At 61.9% G+C, this 18,698-nt stretch carries 13 protein-coding genes; 8 read left to right on the top strand and 5 right to left on the bottom strand.

The features are described from left to right. Positions 1-9: 9 nt before the first annotated feature. The gene (locus CHC01_RS24085; RefSeq protein WP_089266865.1) at positions 10-579 is read left to right on the top strand and encodes a HutD/Ves family protein; all 570 of its coding nucleotides are present in this window, start codon (positions 10-12) and stop codon (positions 577-579) included. A gap of 152 nt (positions 580-731) precedes the next feature. Continuing rightward, a complete protein-coding gene (locus tag CHC01_RS24080) occupies positions 732-1,613 on the top strand; it encodes a LysR family transcriptional regulator (RefSeq protein ID WP_089266864.1) in 882 nt (293 codons plus the stop codon). Positions 1,614-1,799: 186 nt separating this feature from the next. Here the strand turns inward: CHC01_RS24080 and CHC01_RS24075 are convergent, their stop codons facing one another. Next, positions 1,800-2,759, bottom strand: coding sequence for a phospholipase D-like domain-containing protein (locus CHC01_RS24075; RefSeq protein ID WP_089266863.1), 960 nt, complete (start codon positions 2,757-2,759; stop codon positions 1,800-1,802). Positions 2,760-2,826: 67 nt separating this feature from the next. Further along, positions 2,827-4,170: a TAXI family TRAP transporter solute-binding subunit gene (locus CHC01_RS24070; RefSeq protein WP_089266862.1), complete on the bottom strand. Its 1,344-nt coding sequence runs from the start codon at positions 4,168-4,170 to the stop codon at positions 2,827-2,829. Positions 4,171-4,360: 190 nt separating this feature from the next. Here CHC01_RS24070 and CHC01_RS24065 point away from each other — a divergent pair, with 190 nt between their 5' ends. The 3 genes from CHC01_RS24065 to feoB all read left to right on the top strand — a co-directional run bounded on the left by CHC01_RS24065 (position 4,361) and on the right by feoB (position 8,414). Next, on the top strand, positions 4,361-6,154 hold the full coding sequence (locus CHC01_RS24065) for an ABC transporter ATP-binding protein (RefSeq protein WP_089266861.1): 1,794 nt from the start codon (positions 4,361-4,363) through the stop codon (positions 6,152-6,154). An 89-nt stretch (positions 6,155-6,243) separates the two neighbouring features. Further along, positions 6,244-6,531: a FeoA family protein gene (locus CHC01_RS24060; protein ID WP_175365953.1), complete on the top strand. Its 288-nt coding sequence runs from the start codon at positions 6,244-6,246 to the stop codon at positions 6,529-6,531. Next, the gene (gene feoB, locus CHC01_RS24055) at positions 6,528-8,414 is read left to right on the top strand and encodes a ferrous iron transporter B (protein ID WP_089266860.1); all 1,887 of its coding nucleotides are present in this window, start codon (positions 6,528-6,530) and stop codon (positions 8,412-8,414) included. Before CHC01_RS24060 ends, feoB begins: the two co-directional genes overlap by 4 nt. A gap of 63 nt (positions 8,415-8,477) precedes the next feature. Here feoB and CHC01_RS24050 read toward each other — a convergent pair whose 3' ends face one another. Next, positions 8,478-10,481, bottom strand: coding sequence for a TonB-dependent siderophore receptor (locus CHC01_RS24050; protein ID WP_244558498.1), 2,004 nt, complete (start codon positions 10,479-10,481; stop codon positions 8,478-8,480). 592 nt (positions 10,482-11,073) lie between these two features. Then, entirely contained in the window at positions 11,074-12,666 is a 1,593-nt protein-coding gene (locus CHC01_RS24045; RefSeq protein ID WP_089266859.1) for a gamma-glutamyltransferase family protein, read from the bottom strand. A gap of 176 nt (positions 12,667-12,842) precedes the next feature. Here CHC01_RS24045 and CHC01_RS24040 point away from each other — a divergent pair, with 176 nt between their 5' ends. Continuing rightward, on the top strand, positions 12,843-14,291 hold the full coding sequence (locus CHC01_RS24040) for an amidohydrolase family protein (RefSeq protein ID WP_089266858.1): 1,449 nt from the start codon (positions 12,843-12,845) through the stop codon (positions 14,289-14,291). Between the two features lie 229 nt (positions 14,292-14,520). On the opposite strand, the gene CHC01_RS24035 is transcribed toward CHC01_RS24040, so the two are convergent. Then, positions 14,521-15,774, bottom strand: coding sequence for an acetyl-CoA C-acetyltransferase (locus CHC01_RS24035; RefSeq protein ID WP_089266857.1), 1,254 nt, complete (start codon positions 15,772-15,774; stop codon positions 14,521-14,523). 251 nt (positions 15,775-16,025) lie between these two features. Here CHC01_RS24035 and CHC01_RS24030 point away from each other — a divergent pair, with 251 nt between their 5' ends. Both CHC01_RS24030 and CHC01_RS24025 read left to right on the top strand, forming a co-directional pair. After that, entirely contained in the window at positions 16,026-17,588 is a 1,563-nt protein-coding gene (locus CHC01_RS24030; RefSeq protein ID WP_089266856.1) for an adenylate/guanylate cyclase domain-containing protein, read from the top strand. A gap of 127 nt (positions 17,589-17,715) precedes the next feature. Next, complete coding sequence (locus CHC01_RS24025; protein ID WP_244558497.1) at positions 17,716-18,630, top strand: 3'-5' exonuclease; 915 nt, start codon at positions 17,716-17,718, stop codon at positions 18,628-18,630. Positions 18,631-18,698: the final 68 nt, after the last annotated feature.

Genomic DNA, 18,698 nt, shown 5'->3' with positions numbered 1-18,698 from the left:
GTGCGGCGTATGCAAATCCTGCGCGCCGCGAACTACAAGGTGATGCCCTGGAAGAACGGGCTGGGATCGACCACGGAGATCGCGATCTTCCCGGCGAATGCAAAGCTGGACGATTTCGACTGGCGCGTCAGTATGGCGCAGGTGACGAGCGACGGACCGTTCTCGTCATTTCCCGGGATTGATCGTACACTTCTGGTCATCGATGGCGCCGGCATCGACCTCAATGTCCACGGCAGCGTATCTGTGCGCATTGATCGCAGTACGATCCATTCCTTCCCGGGCGATCAGCAAACGTCAGCGTTACTGATCGACGGCCCCATTACAGATTTGAATGTGATGAGCAGGCGCGGGATCGTCTCACAGCATGTGAGACGCATCAACGTCATGAAACGTCAGGATTTTATAGTTTCTGCACAAGCGTTTCTGTTCGTTGAGCATGGCACTGCGACCGTACGGTCGGCATCGACCGTCGACAGCCTGTCGGCGCATGATGGGCTGCTTGTGGAACAAGGATCAGCACCTGTCGCGATTGAGTCCGATGCGACGGCGCGTGTAGTCATCATCGAATTCGGTAGATAGCCGCCACACACTGATTTTGATGACGCCATAAGTTCCCGAAATGCCATCCAAATCAAATATATAACCAAGAGTGATTACGCCTATATGATTGGTGGAGAATCGCGACACCACTTGGTCCGACTTATGGCGCAATTGCGAGGCTGGATATTCAAATGCACAAGCGGCATCTCAATATTCCGATTGAAATTGTTCGTACCGTCGTTGCCATTTCAGAAACAGGTAGCTTGACCAAGGCTGCGGAGCAATTGGGGTTGAGTCAGCCCGCGGTGAGTTCGCAGATCAAGCGCCTCGAACAACTTGTTGGCGGTTCGCTGTTCAGCAAGACGCCAAACGGAAGTTGTCCGACCGATCTCGGCAAGCTGGTGCTTGCGCAGGCGCGCAAGATCATCGAGGCCAACGATCAGGTGCTTGCGCTCGGCGGAGCCGATAATCATGTCGACCGGCTTCGTTTGGGCCTGAGCGTTGTCCTCGCGCAGCGCTTCGTCGCCGAGCAGAGCCTGAGCAACCTCAATGACATCCATATCCATGCCGGAATGTCCACCGAGATTGCGACAGCGTTGATCGACGGCCATGTCGACGTCGGGTGTTTTTTCCAGCGGGGAGAAATCAGTGCCGATCTGGCTCCGCTCATTGTCGATGAATCCGAGGATCGGCTGGCATGGGTTCGCTCGAAATCATTCGTGCTCAGCCCCGGCGCACCGATCCCAATCGTCACCTGGACCAATGACGACTGGATGATTCATACACTCACGCGGCATGGCCTTTCCTATCGGATTGCCTTCAGCAGTCAGGACTACAGCGCGAAGAAAGCCGCCGTCGAAGCCGGCATCGGACTGACGGCTGTTCCCAGCCGGATCATTCCGCCGGGACTGGTCTGGGCCAGGGACTATTACTTGCCGGAGCTTCCGACCATCAAAGCGCTGCTCTGTATTCGCCCGGGTATGACATCGCCGCGTGTCCTGGAAATCAAGGATCAGCTCTCGGCGATGTTCCTGCGCCCCGCACTGCCCATGGAAAACGACAAAGTTGCCTAGCGAAGCTGCATATTTCAGAGAGCAGGCCGAGCGCTGCGAAAAGCTGGCGCGGGAGATTGATGATCCCGTGGTTCGCGAACGACTGCTGAACCTGGCCACGGAATATGCTCGCCGCGCGGAAAGGAAACCTGTGCAGCCCCGAGCCCGGCAATCGCCGCGGCCGGATCGGCGCTGAGCGACAACGCGCTACTGCCGGATGCCGTGTTTTTCCAGATCCGCCTGAACCGCCTCGTCTGAGAGGTCGAGCTTGCGCGAATGTTTCCAGTCGTGATGTGAGGTCTCGACGAGACGCTTCACAACATGATGCGCATCGGTCTCAATGGCCAGCTCGCGGCGATCGTCAAAACTGCCCGGCGTGAGATTGATGGAACCGACGATAGCGCGTTCCTCGTCGGCTAACAGCATCTTGCCGTGCAGCTTCATGTCATTGAGCCGGTGCACCTTGGCGCCGACGTCATGCATGATGCGCAGGCCCCCGATCCCCTCGATCAGCTTGTTCTTCTTCAGCTTGTGCGGCTGCCGCGCCATGATGTGGACCTGAACGCCGCGCAGCACAGCGCGAACCAGCCGCTCGATGATGTCCGTGTCCTGATAACGCTCGTTCTGGATCCAGAGCGTGTCCCGCGCGGAATCGATGAAAGCACCGATCCGCTCGCGGCCGTTGTTCGGGCACCAGATCAGTTGCGAGTCCGGGTTCGGCACGAAATCCTGCTTCGCCCAGTCGGCCTCGAAGCAATCCACCATCTCGGAAATTTCGAGCTTCTTGGTCGTGGTCACCGCGTAGTCGCGCGTCTCGGTGAGATCGCGGGTCTCCCAGTTCAGCGACTCGACAAAGCCCCACTCATGATCGATCACCATCGATTTCTGATGGGTCAGCGCGAAGGCCGGATTGCTGTCACGGACCTCGACCCCGGCAGCAGCCAGCGCCGCGGCGGTTTCGTTATTCTCGCTCTCGCCGTTGCGCCGTGCCGGATTGAGCATGACGCGCACGTTGACGCCGCGCCGCTTCGCCGAGATCACCTCATGCAGCAGCGTCGGATCGGTGAACAGGAACATCCGGATGTTCAGGCTGCGCTTTGCCGCCCTGATCGGATCGATGATGCACTGCGCGGTGTCATCCGGAAACACGAGCAGGTTATGCGTCATGATTGACCTCTCGCGAAGGTGCCCGCAAACGGCTGTTGGTTCTGCAAAACAGCGTCATGGCCTGGAACTACGTCTCCGACTCTATACTTGAATGCGGCGCGGCAGAAAATGGGGCCCGCGCCAGCGCCGAACGGCGGTGATGAATGAGGTTATCGAGGCGCTGTGCCGAAGAGACCAGCGTCGCCATTTCAAGTGCATCGTCATCATTGCGCATGGTCTTCGCCAATTGCGCGCTGAGAAGATCGTCGACCTCCTGCTCGATCGCGCACAGTTCCGCATCGTCCGCCGCCGCCCGGATCCGGCGCGGCAATGCATAAAGTGCATTGAGTGTCGCCTCACGGTGGTCGGGCGGCCGGATGCCGAGGAATTTCCAGGCGGCAGCCAGCACAGAGGCAAGGGCGCCAAGGATCATGGGGGCGAGATAGATGTCGTCGCCGTATTTGTCCATGAAGCTCTGCTCGGTACCGTTGTAGTAGGCAGCAGCGCCGGGATGAATGGGGATAACGGCATCGGGATCGGTGTCGGCAGCGGCGATACCGGCCAGTTGCGGTTGCCCGGCGATCAGATCGCGGCGCGCCGCGATCACCATTTCGGTCAGACGCGCGATCAGGCTGGAATGGAGCTTCTTGTTCGCGACCAGATAGTAACTGACCCGAAGCGTCGTCACGTCATCATCCGGGACGGGCGGCGCGCCGCGGAGCGACCCTTTCGGAATGTCGAAGCTCTCATAGGCGCCATTGGCATCGGCAATGGCGCCGGCGGCATCGATCGGGATCAGCACGGGCGCGCCGGTTTTGAACAGACCGCGCACCAGGGACAAATACTTCTCGGTCAGCGGGATCACCACCAGCAGGGCGCCGACTTCCTTGGCTTCCACCGCGCGCCGGGTATCGCTGACCTCAAGATTCTTGAATGTGACCCTCGCGCTCGTCAGGTCGTATTGCTTCGTGAGCGCATCGACCAGCCTGCGATTGACCTCGCCGCCCACCACACCGACGGTGCGGCCGCGCAGGCCTTCGACGCTGGTGATTTTCGAGCCGGGCGGCGCGATCAGCATGACGACCGCCTTGGCCATGACGGCAACGGCGCGCGCCTCGGAGAGATCGCCGACATCGGCCCGGACCACAGCGAGATCGACCTTGCCGGAGGAGAACGCCTTGCCGGCATCGACGGCGTTGCCGAAGGTCTCGAAATCCAGCCGGATTGGCGACTTCCTGGTGGCGAAATGGCTGGCGATGATCGATGCCGTCTTGCCGGCTTCGCCATCGATCGACCCGACCGCCAGCTTGAGCACGGTCGGACGCTCGATATAGCGCCAGGTCAGAAGGCCGCCGCCCACCACCAGACCGAGGATGCCGGCCAGCAGAAGCACCCTGCCCCAGAACGGGAAAGCAACGGATCGCACGTTCATGTTCGGTCCTGCGCAGCCTTGCCAAATTAACTGACGCTCCTGCCCGCATGCCACAATGCGCGGGCTGTCAGCAAAAATCCATCTGTACCCGACTACAGTTAAGACCCGCTAACCGACGGCGGCTATATACTGCGGCCGCCAGGACTGCTCATGATTCCCGGTCTGGCCGTGTTGCTGGAGACAATGTTCGATGACTCGTCTGGTACTCGAGATGCTCCGGCCCTATCGCGGCTGGCTGATCATCGTCTTCCTCGCCATGCTGGTCGAGATCGCCATGAGCCTGGCCGCGCCTTGGCCGCTGAAACTGGTGCTCGATGACGCGCTGGGCAGCCATCACCTGCCCGCCTGGCTGGACTGGGCCCATGACTACGGCATCGGCCGCCACACGCTCGGCGTCGCATTGTTCGCCGGCATCGCCACCCTGGTCATCGCCGTGATCGGCGCGATCGCCACTTACATCGACAACTACTATTCGACATCGGTTGGCCAGTGGGTGGCCAACGACCTGCGCATCCGCATCTATGCGCATCTGCATCGGCTATCGCTGCGCTATTATGACAAGGCCAAGACCGGCGCGCTGATGTCCACGATCACCACAGACGTCACAACGCTGCAGAACTTCGCTTCATCATCGACGCTGGATATCCTGCTCGATCTCATCACCATCGTCTTCATGATCGGGCTGATGTTCTGGCTCGACTGGGATTTTACGCTGATCGCGCTCGGCATCACGCCGTTCCTGATCGTCTTCGTGTTCCATTTCAAGCGCGCCGTGAAGGAGGTCACGCGCACGGTGCGGCAACGGCAGAGCGAGATCGTTGCCGTGGTCCAGCAGGGCCTCGGCCAGGTGCGCGCAGTCACGGCCTTCGGCAGGCAGGATCTCGAACTGGCGCGGCTGGAGGCCGCCAGCCATGCGACGGTCGAGGCCGCCATGAAAGCGCGGCAGGTGAAATCACTGCTCTCGCCTGTGGTCAGCATCGTGGTGGCGTTCTGCACCGCCATCGTGCTGTGGAAGGGGACCTCGCTGATTGTCGCTGGCACCATGACGGCTGGCGCGCTCACCGTGTACCTCGCTTATCTCGCGCAGTTCTTCAAACCGGTGAAGGATCTCGCCAGCATGACCAGCGCGATCGCGCAGACCACCGTGGCGCTGGAGCGGATCCAGAACATCCTGGCCGCCGACGATGTCATCGTGGAAAAATCGGGTGCGGTCGATCCCGGTCGCGCCAAGGGAGCCATCACCTTCGAAAACGTCGCCTTCGCCTATAGCGAGGAGGCCAGCGTGCTCCGCGACGTCTCGCTGCATATCGAACCCGGCCAGATCGTCGGCGTGGTCGGGCCGACCGGCTCCGGCAAATCCACGGTGCTGAGTCTGATCCCGCGCTTCTACGATGCGACATCGGGGCGCGTGCTGATCGATGGCACCGACGTCACCGACTACAAATTATCGGCGCTGCGCGCCCAGGTCGGCTTCGTGCTGCAGGAGACCGTGCTGTTCCGCGGCACGATCCGCGAGAACATCGCTTATGGCCGGCCTGGTGCCACCGACGACGAGATCGTTGCCGCCGCGAAGATCGCCAATGCCGACGAGTTCATCAGCCGCATGCCGCATGGCTACGACTCCATGGTCGGCGAACGCGGCGACACGCTGTCCGGCGGCCAGCGCCAGCGCATCGGCATCGCGCGTGCGGTGGTGCGCAACAGCCCGATCATGATCCTGGACGAGCCGACCGCGGCGCTCGATCCGGAATCCGAGGCGCTTGTGATCGAGGCGCTGCGCCGGCTGATGCAGGGGCGCACCGTCATCATGATCGCGCATCGGCTCTCGACCATTCGCGACGCCGACAAGATCATCGTGCTGAAAGAAGGCGTCGTCGCCGAGCAGGGCTCCAACGACGAACTGATCGCGCAAGGCGGCATCTATGCAGAACTGGTGAAGATCCAGCAGCGGGTAGTGAACGAGCAGTCCGCGGGCGCATCGTAAGCGGTGCCGGAACGCCTCTTTATAATCATTCTAATAACATACGTGCGTTTGTCTTGACCTTGTCAGGACGCTGCTCGACAAGGTCGGGCATGACCGTCCACCAGACTGCATCCGAAACATCCATACACGAATTGCGCCTCGGCAATGCGCCGCGCGGATTCATCGGAACCATCGTGGCGTTGCAGCCCGATATTGCAGGCGCCGCCGAGAGCGGCCACGAGCTCGAACGGCATCTGCTGGAAATGGGCTTCACCGAAGGTGCGCGCGTCGAGATCCTGCATCAGGGCGCCATCCAGCGCGATCCGATCGCGGTGCGCGTCGACAATATTACGATCGCCGTTCGCCGGCGCGAAGCCATGGCAGTTGTTGTGAAATGACCCATACAGACGTGACCACCGAGCGCTTTCATCTCGCGCTGGTGGGAGCCCCCAATAGCGGCAAGACATCGCTGTTCAACGCACTCACCGGCAGCCGCCAGAAGGTGGCCAACTATGCGGGCGTCACCGTCGAGCGCAAGGCAGGCGCCTTTGTGACACCGGCCGGCCGTCAGGTGACGCTGCTCGACCTGCCCGGCACCTATTCGCTGCGCGGCCGCAGCCCGGACGAAGAGATCACCCGCGACGTCGTGCTCGGCAAGCGCCCCGGCGAAGCCGCGCCCGATCTGGTCCTGTGCATCGCCGACGCCACCAATCTGCGCCTCACGCTGCGGCTGATCCTGGAACTCAAGCGTACCGGTCGCCCACTGCTGGTGGTGCTCAACATGTTCGACATCGCGCAGCGCCGCGGCGTCAGCATCGATGTCGATGCGATGTCCGCAGCACTCGGCGTGCCGGTGATCACCTCGATCGCGGTGAAGAAGGCCGGCGTCGAGGAATTGCGCAAGCGCACCGACGAATTCGCCGCCAATATGCCGACGGTCGCCGCCGGCGACGGCTGGAAGCCGCTCGGCCTGTCCGAGATGAAGGCGCTGCAGCGCGAGGCTGACCGCATCATCCGCGACACCGTCACGATGCCGAGCAAGCCCGACACGCTGACCACGCGGGTCGATGCCGTGGTGCTGCATCCGGTCGCCGGTCTCGCGATCCTCGCGCTCATTCTGTTCGTGATGTTCCAGGCGGTGTTCTCCTGGGCGCAGCCATTGATGGAGCTGCTGTCGGATTCATTCGGCGCGCTGGGCACGCTGGTGGCACAGGTGCTCCCTGAAGGAATCTTGCAGAGTTTCCTGCAGAACGGGTTGATCGCCGGCGTCGGCAGCGTGCTGGTGTTCCTGCCGCAGATCATCATCATCTTCCTGTTCATCCTGCTGCTGGAAGATTTCGGCTACATGGCACGCGCCGCGTTCCTGATGGACCGCATCATGGGTGGCGCCGGTCTGCATGGCCGCGCCTTCATCCCGCTGCTGTCGAGCTTCGCCTGTGCGATCCCCGGCATCATGGCGACGCGCGTGATCGACAACCGCCGCGACCGCCTGACCACCATCCTGATCGCGCCGCTGATGACCTGCTCGGCACGCATCCCGGTCTATACGCTGATCATCTCGGCCTTCATCCCGGCGGAAAACGTCTGGGGCTGGGTCAACCTGCAGGGGCTGGTGATGTTCGGGCTCTATATCGCCGGCATCGGCAGCGCCCTCGCCGCGTCCTTCGTCATCAAGTTCTTCATGTGGCGCGACTACCAGCCGGCACCGTTCATGCTGGAATTGCCGGACTACAAGCTGCCGCGCATCAAGAGCATCGCCATCGGCGTCTATACCCGCGCCAAGATGTTCCTGCAGCGCGCCGGCACCACGATCCTGTCGATGATGATCCTGATTTGGTTCCTGGCCTCGTTCCCGCAAGCACCGGCCGGCGCCGAAGGGCCGGCGATCAATTACAGCCTAGCCGCGATGATCGGAAAATTCCTGGAGCCGTTCTTCGCACCGCTCGGCTTCAACTGGCAGATCGCGGTAGCGCTGATCCCCGGCATGGCGGCGCGCGAAGTCGCGGTCGGCGCACTCGGCACCGTCTATGCGATCGAAGGCGGCAAGGAAGCGGCGGACGCCATCGGCCAGGCGCTGGCCAGCAAATGGAGCCTTGCCACGGCCCTGTCGTTCCTCGCCTGGTTCATCTTCGCCCCGCAATGCGCCTCGACACTGGCCGTGATCCGCCGCGAGACCGGCAGCACCAAGTGGATGGTGGTGACGTTCCTCTACATGTTCGCGCTGGCCTATGTGGCGAGCCTGATCACCTACACCATCGCGAAGGCGGCCGGGCTGGGGTAGCCCGGCCAGCGTGGCATCCTTCGCACCGACACTGTGATTTGAAGTTCATCCTGTGCCGCTGCATCACCATCGGTAACGCAGCGTCGCGATCACATCGCGCCGCATGCCATAATAGCAGCCGGAATCCTGACACAGCCGCACATAGGTCTTGTCGAACAGGTTGCTGGCATTGAGCTGGAACTTGAAGCCCTTGAACTGCGGTCCAAGTCCGGCAAGATCATAGTGAAGCGCCGCATCGAACAGCGTGACGCCGGGAACGTTATAGGTGTTCATGCTGTCGCCCGCTGTTTCCCCGAAATAGCGGACGCCGGCCGCCAGACCGAAACCATCGAGGACGCCGCTGCGGAAGGTGTAATCGGCCCATAGCGATGCCGCATTGCGCGGGACACCGATTGGCCGTTTACCGAGCGTATCAGGCTCCGAATTCGTATTGACCAGGTCGAGATAAGTGTAGGCGCCAAGCAATGTCAGGCTGCGATCGACCTGTACCTTGCCCTCGATCTCGATCCCGCGCGACCGGATCTCACCGGCCTGGACCCGGTTTCTGATATCGTTCGGATCCTGCATCACCACGTTCTGCTGCTTCAGGTCGAAAGCTGCGAAAGTCAGGAGCATCTTTTCTGGTTGATACTTGACGCCGAACTCCTTCTGCTGACCGGTCGTCGGCTTGAACGGATTCAGGGTCCTGTTCGACGCCCCAACGATCGGCTGGAACGACTCCGTGTATTGAATGTATGGCGCCACGCCGTTGTCGAACTTGTACAGCAAGGCGCCGCGCTTGGTGGTCGCTTCATCCGATGTCGCGGTGGTGCCGAAGGTCGTGCCGTCGAAGGTCGAGACCGTACGCGACTCGGCCCGATCATGCCGGACTCCCAATAGCGCAACCCAGCGGTCGAACTTGATCTGATCCTGCAGATAAACGCCGACCTGATCGAAGGTCTGCCTGCTGGCGCCATCGAAATCCAGCGCAGGAACAGTTATGCCATAGACAGGATTCAGCGCGTTGATCGCTCCAACATCGGCGAGATAGCCGTTGGAGGCCCGATCGGTGCCGGTCTGGTAGTCCACCCCGAACAACGTCATGTGCTGGAACGGTCCGGTCGCGAACTTCGCTTCGGCCTGATTGTCGATTGCAAAGGTACGCAGTGTTTCCGCCGCAGAAAACGCATCGCGGCCTATGCTGGTAATGTTCGTCTGGTTGGACTGGGGATAGACCGCCTGTGTATAGGTGCTGTTGTCGGTATAGCGGAGATTTTGCCGCACCGTCCAAACGTTATCGAAGCGATGTTCGAACAGATAGCCAATCGAACCATATTCGCGCTTGAATATATTATAGTTGGGGTCGCCCAGGTAGAAGCTGGTTGGAATCCGGACATTGACGGTCGAGAACAACGTTCCCACGCCATTCGGCAGTAGCTGATTGTAGAAGCCCGCTTTCGGGTCCCTTTGATAGGTCCCCTGGAAGGTGATCGTGGTATCGTTTGTCGGCCGCCACGTCAGCGACGGCGCGATCGAGACGCGCTGATAGTCGCCGTGGTCGACCTGGCTGCCGACGTCGTAGCCGGAAGCGGTGAGGCGATAGAGAAACTCCTTGTTTTTATCGAGTGGCCCGCTGACATCGATGCCGCTCTGGACGCGGCCGTAACTGCCGGTCGAAACGAACATCTCCTGATACGGCTCTGTGGTCGGCCGCTTGCTGACCATATTGACCACACCGCCCGGCGAGGCCTGACCGTAGAGCACCGACGCAGGCCCGTGCAGCACCTCCAACCGCTCAAGATTGAAAGGATCGACCAGCGTATAGGCGAAGGTGCCCGACGCCACCCGCAACGAGTCCAGATACTGATCGGCGAGAAAGCCCCTGACATAAACCTGATCGAAGCGGCCGTCCGCACCGTTCCGCTCGCCGACCACCCCGGACGTGTAGCGCGTGGCCTGCGACACGCTCTGCGCGGCCTGCGCCTGAATCTGATCCTGCGTGACAACGGAAATTGCCTGCGGCGTTTCGATCAACGGCGTGTCGGTTTTTGTACCCGTCCCGCTACGGGTCGCGACGTAGCCGTCCACGTGCCCCCAAGCGGTTTCGGGCCTCGGATTGACCGGACCTGGCGCAACGGCTTGCTGCGATCGGCGGGCAGCAACGCGACGGTCGCCCCGCGCGCCTGATGTGCTGCGTTTGACTTGAGGGCGCCGTGTCGCTTGCTGTTGTGGCGCGTCAACCGTCACTGCGGGAAGTGTCGACTGCGCACGAACAGCAGTCGTAAAATCGAGCGACATGACAAACGCACTCGCCGCACCGAGCCATGCGGCACGCTTCCAGTTCTTTGATTTTATGATCACGAATTGCCCCAGCTATTCAGCAAGCCTAAGCAGCCCGCTTTACAGCTTCTTCGTGATCCAAAGAGAGAATGGCAACAGGTCAACTGCTAGAATAGGTCAAAGTCGGCGCCGGATGCGATCGGCCTGGCGTTGGCAAATGGAGCCTGGCCACCGCACTGTCGTTCCTATGTGGCGAGCCTGATCACCTACACCGTCGCGAAGGCGGCCGGGCTGGGGTAAAGATCTGTAGCCCGGATGAGCGCAGCGATATCCGGGAGTGTCACGCCTGTTGAAACGCCGGCCCGGATGTCGCTTCGCTCATCCGGGCTACGAGATCGACTCAAAATCCCGCCGCGAGCCCATCCTTGCGCGGGTCGGAGCCGGCGACATAGCCGCCATCGATTTTACGCACGAGCTGCGCACCGCCGAAGCCGAAGGCGGAATCCGGCGGTTCGCGCTCGATGACATGGCCGCGGCTGGCGAGATCGGCCGCGACATTGTCCGGCACGGCCGTCTCGATCGCCACTTTCAACCCGGCGACATAGCGCCAGCGCGGTGCATCCGCTGCCGTCTGCGGATCCTGTCCCCAGAGCTGCATGCGCAGCATGATCTGCAGATGGCCCTGCGCCTGCATCGGGCCGCCCATCAGGCCGAAGGCCATCAGCGGCTCTTTGCCCTGCATGACGAAGCCCGGAATGATGGTCTGGAACGGGCGCTTGCGCGGACCGACCTGATTGGGATGACCCTCGGTCAGAATGAAACCGAAGCCACGATTCTGCAGGCTGATGCCGGTGCCGGGCACGACGACGCCGGAGCCGAAGCCCGAATAGTTCGACTGGATATAGGACACCATCATGCCGGAAGCGTCGCCGGTGGACAGGCACACGGTGCCGCCGGTCTTCGGTGCGCCGGCGCCGAAATCCTGAGCGCGACTCATGTCGATGAGCTTGGCGCGCGAGGCGAGATAGCTGGGATTGAGCAGATGCGCGACGGTGACATCGTGCATGTAATCTAGATCGGCGGCATAGGCATAGACATCGGCGAAAGCCAGTTTCGTGGCTTCGATCTGCAGATGGAAGGCATCGCCGCTGTCGAGCACAAGACCGTCGGTGCCGTAGGCCCGCATGATTCCCAGCGCCATCAGCGCCGCGATGCCCTGCCCGTTCGGCGGGATCTCATGCAGCGAGGCATCGCCGAAATCCTGATGGATGGTGCCGCACCAGTCATTGCGATGCGCGGCCATGTCGGCCTCGTCGAGCACAGCGCCATGTTCGCGCGCAAAGGCAGCGATACGCTGCGCGAGTTCGCCGCGATAGAAGGCTTCGCCTTTGGTCTCAGCGATCAATTTCAACGAATATGCATGGCCCGGCGCCTTGAAGAGCTCACCGGCCGCGGGCGCGCGACCGTTCGGCATGAAGGCCTCGGCAAAGCCCGGCTGGTTCTTCAACTCCTCCGCGCCGCGGCGCCAGAGTTCGGCGATCACGGGCGAGACGTGGAAGCCATTCTCCGCATAGGAGATCGCAGGCTCGAACAAGTCAGCGAATGGCAGCTTGCCGAAGCGTTCAGACAGGTCGACCCAGGCCGAGACGGCGCCGGGCACGGTGACGCTCTCCCACCCGCGATGCGGGAATGTCTTGTGATTTGCAAATCGCTCCGGCCTCCATCCCGCCGGCGACCGGCCGGAGGCGTTGAGGCCGTGCAGCTCCTTGCCATCCCAGAGGATGCAATAGGCGTCCGATCCGATGCCGTTGCCGGTCGGCTCGACCACGGTCAGCGTGATCGCTGCCGCGAGCGCCGCATCCAGCGCATTGCCGCCGCGCTCCAGCATGCGCAACCCGGCCTGCGTTGCCAGCGGCTGCGACGCCGCCACGACATTGCGCGCCATGACCGGCGAACGGCGGGAAGCGTAAAGGCCATCATGTCTGTATTGCATCAGTTCAGGCTCTCTTCAGGACTTTGCAGATCAACGCGTCTTCTTATCGTCATTTGCACGAGCCGAACAGACGGGTTGCACCTGCCAAATAGACAGGCGGGTCTGCTCACCTCTCGATCTTGCACCGGCTAGTCGCTTGCGCTTACGGTTCCTCGCCTTCCATCAAGAGGATCAGTATGGCCATCACCGTCATCCGCAACGCGGACTATGTCGTCGCCTGGGACGCCGCAAAGAACAGCCACACCTATGTCACCGGCGGCGATGTCGCTTTCGACGGCGGCCAGATCGTGTTTGCCGGCCGCGACTATCGGGGCGAAGCGGTCGAGACCATCGATGGACGCGGCTTCATGGTGATGCCGGGCCTCGTCGATATCCACTCGCATCCGTCCAGCGAACCGCTCAACAAGGGCTTTCTCGACGAGATCGGCTCGCCCGGCCTGTATAATTCGTCGCTTTACGAATACATGCCGATCCTGCGGTCCGATCCGGAAGGCGTCCCCGATTGCGTGCGCGTTGCGTATTCGGAGCTGCTGCTGTCTGGCGTCACCACGGTGGTTGATCTTTCGATGCCGCATCCGCAATGGCTCGATCTCGCCGGACAAAGCGGCCTGCGCGTCTATATCGCTCCGGGGTTCCGCTCGGCGCGCTGGTTCACGCCGAACGGCACGCTCGTCGATTACGAATGGAACGAGAAGGCCGGCGAAGACGGCATGCTGCAGGCCTTCGCGCTCATCGATGCCGCCGAGAGCCATCCGTCCGGCCGTCTGTCCGGCATGATGTATCCGGCGCAGATCGACACCTGCACGCCGCAACTGATGAAAGACAGTTACGCCGAAGCGAAACGCCGCGGCATTCCGTGGCAGACTCATGCCGCACAGTCGGTGTCGGAATTCCACGAGATCGTCCGCCGGCATGGCGTGACGCCGATCCAGTGGCTCGGCGAACTCGGCGTGCTCGGCCCGACCTCGCTGGTCGGTCACTCCATCTTCGTCGACGACCATCCGCTGACGCCGTGGCACACCAAGCGCGATCTCGCGCTGCTGGCCGAAACCGGAACGACGGTGGCGCATTGTCCCACCGTGTTCATGCGCCGCGGCATCGCGCTCCGTGATGTCGGCCGCTATCGCGCGGCCGGCATTTCGGTGGCGATCGGCACCGACACCTATCCGCACAACATGATCGAGGAAATGCGCAACGTGACGATGACCTCGCGGCTGATGGCCGGGCATCCGCGCGGCCTGAACTCGACCATGCTGTTCGAGGCTGCCACCACCGTCGGCGCCAAGGCGCTCGGCCGCAACGATATCGGCAAACTCGAAGCCGGCTGCAAGGCGGATTTCGTGATGGTCGACGTCACCCATCCGATGATGCAGCCGCATCGCGATCCGATCCGCAGCATGATCTATGCGGCGGCGGAACGCGCGGTCCGTCACGTCTATGTCGATGGCCGACAGGTGGTGAAGGACGGCGTGGTGCAGACCTTCGACTACCCGGCCGCGGCGCTGCGTGTGCATGAAGCGCAGATCCGCGCCGAGGAGCGCACGCCCGGTCTCGACTGGGCCGGCCGCAAGCTGACGGAAATCTCGCCGCTGTCGTTCCCGATGGCGTGGCCGTCGAACGAGTAAGGTCGCCGTAAGCTTCGCTCCAGGCGCCGGCGCGCTCCCTCTCCTCGCCCTTTGCGGGGGGAGGGTTGGGGTGAGGGGCGGGGTTTGACGCTTCAACACACGCGGACTCGCGGGTCGAGAAATTTTCCGACCCGCGAGTCCGCGTGTGCTGTGTCTGAAGTGATAGCCCCTCACCCGACCGGCTTTGCCGGTCGACCTCTCCCCGCAAAGAGCGGGGAGAGGTTAAAGCTTACACGCGCTCGATGATGATCGCCGGTGCCATGCCGCCAGCGGCGCACATGGTGACCAGACCGCGCTTCAGGTTGCGGCGCTCAAGTTCGTCGAGAACCGTGCCGATCAGGATCGCGCCGGTGGCGCCGATCGGATGACCCAGCGCGATCGAGCCGCCATTGACGTTGACCTTGCTGCGATCGAGATCGAGATCGAGGATGAACTTCTCGGCGACCACGGCGAAGGCTTCATTGATCTCCCACAGATCGATGTCTTCCTTCTTGAGACCGGCCTTTGCCAGCACCTTCTTCGCAGCCGGCACCGGCGCATTCAGCATCAGGGTCGGGTCGTCACCGATATTGGCCATGGCGACGATGCGCGCGCGCGGCTTCAGGCCATGCTTGTCGGCATAGGACTTCGAGGTCAGCAGCAAGGCTGCGGCACCATCGACCACGCCCGATGAATTGCCGGCGTGGTGGAAATGCTCGATCTTGAGATCCGGATATTTCTGGTTGATCTGCTTGCGGAAGGTCATGCCGCTTTCATCCAGCGGATGATCGGCCATCGCAGCGAAAGCCGGCTTCAGGCCGGCGAGACCTTCGGCAGTGGTTTCCGGACGCGGATATTCGTCCTTGGCGAGCACGATATTGCCCTCGTCATCCTTGACCGGGACGATGCTCTTGTCGAAACGGCCTTCCTTGATCGCGACGGCTGCGCGGCGCTGGCTTTCCAGCCCGAGCGCATCGAGCGCCTCGCGGCTGATGCCCTCCATCGAGGCGATCGCGTCGCCACAAATGCCCTGATGCGACTGCGGATGCACCTTGGCGAGCCGCTTGTTGCCCGAGCCCATGCCGAGCGGCGCCTTGCCGGCGGCCATGTCCTCGGCAGCCATCGCACCGGTGAGCGACATCATCTCGGTGCCGCCGGCGATGACGACGTCTTCCATGCCCGACATGATCTGCGCCGCCGCGAAATTCACCGCGGTGATGCCACCGCCGCAGAAACGATCGAGGGTGGTGCCGGAGGCCTTGATGTCATAGCCGGCATCGAGCGCGGCCATGCGGCCGAGATCGCCGCCCTGCTTGCCGCGCTGGGTCGAGGTCGACCAGATCACGTCATCGACGTCGGCGGTGTTGAGTTTGTTGCGCTCGGCAATCGCCTTGAGCACGGTGGCGGCGAGATGCTGCGGATGATGTTCGGCGAGCTTGCCCTTGCCCACTTTGCCGATGCCACGGGGCGTGCGGACTGCGTCGATAATATAGGCGTCGGCCATGATCGTCTCCCAAGAGTTTTGAAGTGTTTTTCTGACCGCGAGATTGGCCAAGCGACCCGTGAAGTCAAGGTGCGCAGGCGGCATGCACGTCTGCCAAAATTGGCGGGCATCCGGCGCAATTTCATCCGCTACCGGAAAATTGGCACAACCCAGGCACGATATTATAACCATACCGGTGCTATGAGAGGGAGGCCACCGCGCCGCTGCACGCTCATCGCGCTCAACAGCCAGAAATCCAGGAACCTATCTTCATGGATCAGCCTGATGTCACCCGCCGACGCTCGCGTGTATTTGCGCCCGGCCTCGCCGTTGCCGCGCTGTTGCTTCTGCTGCCTGTTGCGGTGTGGCTCGACCTGACCAATCTGGTTGACGCCGCCTTGCGCCGGCAGGCCAACGACCTGAACTCGGTGATCACGAGCGTGCGAGGTTATTACGCAACCAATGTGGTCGGGCGCGTGCTGGCCCATCAGGGCACCACGCAGGTGGTTCACAATTATGAAAGCGTGCCCGGCGCGATCCCAATTCCGGCGACGCTGTCCCTCGAACTCGGCCGGGTGATCGGCGCGCAGCAGGAGAATATCAACTATCGCTTCGTGTCGGATTATCCGTTCCAGAACCGCGCGCCGCATCAGCTTGACGATTTCGAGAAAGCATCGCTGCGCAGCCTGCGCGACAATTCCGAACAGAAGATCATCGACACCAAGGCGTCGCTGTTCAGCGACACGGTCCGCATCGTCGCGCCTGTGCTGATGGGCCCGGCCTGCGTCAGTTGCCACAACAGCCATCCGGAAAGTCCGAAGAAGGATTGGAAGGTCGGCGATGTCCGGGGCATTCAGGAAGTCATCATCACGCAGCCGATTGCGGCCAATCTGTTCTCGTTCAAGTTTCTGCTGGCCTATTTCGCGCTGGCTGCCGTCAGCGGCGTCTCGTTCCTGGCTTTGCAGCGGCGCCAGTCGCAGCGCATTGCCGGCATGAACCATGAGCTGGAAGCCAACAATGATTTCCTCGCCGCGCTCTCCATGAAGATCTCCCGCTACATCTCGCCCCAGGTCTACAAGAGCATTTTCAGCGGCCAGAAGGACGTCACCATCCATACCGAGCGCAAGAAGCTGACGATCTTCTTCTCCGACATCCAGAATTTCACGGCGACCACCGAGCGGCTGCAGCCCGAACTGATCACCCATCTGCTCAACGAGTATTTCACCGAGATGTCGGCGATCGCCCACGAATATGGCGGCACCATCGACAAATTCATCGGCGATGCGATGCTGATCTTCTTCGGCGACCCCGAGACCAAGGGCGACCGGCAGGATGCGCAGAACTGCCTGCGCATGGCGTGGCGGATGCAGCGCAGGCTCCTCGAACTAAACGCGAAGTGGCGCACCGAAGGCATCGAGGAGCCGTTCAAGGCCCGCATCGGCATTAATTCCGGCTATTGCAATGTCGGCAATTTCGGCAGCGCCGATCGCATGGACTATACAATCATCGGCGCAGAGGCGAACCTCGCGGCACGCCTGCAGTCGATCGCAGAACCCGGCGGCATCGCCATCTCCTATGAAACATTTGCGCTGGTGAGCGACATCATCACCTCGCATCCGCTGCCGCCGATCACCATGAAGGGCATCAGCCGCGAGGTGGTGCCCTATGCGGTGGACAGCATCATCGACGACAGGCCGGTACAAACCGATATCGTCGTTGAACGCATGCCGGGGCTGGATTTCTATCTGGACCCTTCCGCCGTGCGGCCGGCCGACGCCGACCGCCTGCGTTCCGTGCTGAACGAGGCGCTCGCCTCGCTGGATCGCAAGGTATAATCGGCGCCGAATCAACGCCCCAGCGCCACACAGCTGTGTCTATCGCCGGCAGGCAGGTTGCCCCGATTCAGCGAACACCATAGTCATGGCTGAATGACGCTGCGCCTGAAGAACTGCCCGGAATCAGATGCTCCAAGACGATCTTAGCCTGCAGGATGATCCCGGCCTTGCCGCCATGGCGGACACGCTCGCCAGATCGACCGACTACCGCGTCCTCCGCCGGCTGATCCCGCGCACCGAATTCGCGCCGGCCAATGGCCAGCCGACCCGATCCGGAATCCTCCTCGACGTCGAGACCACGGGTCTCGATCAGATCCGCGACGAAGTCATCGAGCTTGCGATGATCAAGTTCGACTATCTGCCGGACGGCAGCATCACGCGCGTTGCGGATGTCTTCACCGCATTCAACGAGCCGTCGCGGCCGATTCCGCCGGAGATCACCGAGCTCACCGGCATTACGGATGAGACCGTTGCGGGACACCGCATCGATCCCGATGCCGTCGCCGCTTTCGCCGACGACGCCGTCATCGTCATCGCGCACAATGCGGGCTTCGACCGCAAGTTTTCCGAGCGCTATTGGCCGGTGTTCCAGCACAAGGCCTGGGGCTGTTCAGCCACGGAAGTGGACTGGCGCAAACACGGCTTCGACGGCTCGCGGCTGGGCTATCTGCTCGCCGGCGCCGGTTTCTTCCATCAGGCTCATCGGGCAATCGACGACTGCCACGCGCTGCTGGAGATTCTCGCGTTCGAATTGCCCGATCTCGGTACGCCGGCACTTGCGGTTCTTCTGGAACGCGCCCGCAAGAAAACGATGCGGGTCTGGGCAGAGCAGTCGCCCTTCGATCTCAAGGACGAGCTGAAGCGGCGCGGCTATCGCTGGAGCGACGGCTCCGACGGCCGGCCGAAGTCCTGGTACATCGATGTCGAAGAAAGCAAGGAAGCGAGCGAAATCGAATTCCTGCGCAAGACGATCTATATGCGCGATGTCGAACCGCGCGTGCAAGCGCTCAGCGCGATGAGCCGGTTTTCGGTACGAGCGTAGAACATCTAAAGAAAAGGCTAGATATTCGCGCCGTCATTGCGAGGAGCTCTTGCGACGAAGCAATCCAG

This window comes from Tardiphaga sp. OK246 (genome assembly GCF_900188215.1).
GTDB lineage: Bacteria > Pseudomonadota > Alphaproteobacteria > Rhizobiales > Xanthobacteraceae > Tardiphaga > Tardiphaga robiniae.
Note: the sequence above shows the minus strand (reverse complement) of the source record. Positions and strands in the feature narration are given on the sequence as shown.

Bases quoted from the DNA above. Each gene is read 5' to 3' on its own strand.
- CHC01_RS24085 (WP_089266865.1), top strand. From the start codon at position 10: ATGCAAATCCTGCGCGCCGCGAACTACAAGGTGATGCCCTGGAAGAAC.
- CHC01_RS24080 (WP_089266864.1), top strand. From the start codon at position 732: ATGCACAAGCGGCATCTCAATATTCCGATTGAAATTGTTCGTACCGTC.
- CHC01_RS24075 (WP_089266863.1), bottom strand. From the start codon at position 2,759: ATGACGCATAACCTGCTCGTGTTTCCGGATGACACCGCGCAGTGCATC.
- CHC01_RS24070 (WP_089266862.1), bottom strand. From the start codon at position 4,170: ATGAACGTGCGATCCGTTGCTTTCCCGTTCTGGGGCAGGGTGCTTCTG.
- CHC01_RS24065 (WP_089266861.1), top strand. From the start codon at position 4,361: ATGACTCGTCTGGTACTCGAGATGCTCCGGCCCTATCGCGGCTGGCTG.
- CHC01_RS24060 (WP_175365953.1), top strand. From the start codon at position 6,244: ATGACCGTCCACCAGACTGCATCCGAAACATCCATACACGAATTGCGC.
- feoB (WP_089266860.1), top strand. From the start codon at position 6,528: ATGACCCATACAGACGTGACCACCGAGCGCTTTCATCTCGCGCTGGTG.
- CHC01_RS24045 (WP_089266859.1), bottom strand. From the start codon at position 12,666: ATGCAATACAGACATGATGGCCTTTACGCTTCCCGCCGTTCGCCGGTC.
- CHC01_RS24040 (WP_089266858.1), top strand. From the start codon at position 12,843: ATGGCCATCACCGTCATCCGCAACGCGGACTATGTCGTCGCCTGGGAC.
- CHC01_RS24035 (WP_089266857.1), bottom strand. From the start codon at position 15,774: ATGGCCGACGCCTATATTATCGACGCAGTCCGCACGCCCCGTGGCATC.
- CHC01_RS24030 (WP_089266856.1), top strand. From the start codon at position 16,026: ATGGATCAGCCTGATGTCACCCGCCGACGCTCGCGTGTATTTGCGCCC.
- CHC01_RS24025 (WP_244558497.1), top strand. From the start codon at position 17,716: ATGCTCCAAGACGATCTTAGCCTGCAGGATGATCCCGGCCTTGCCGCC.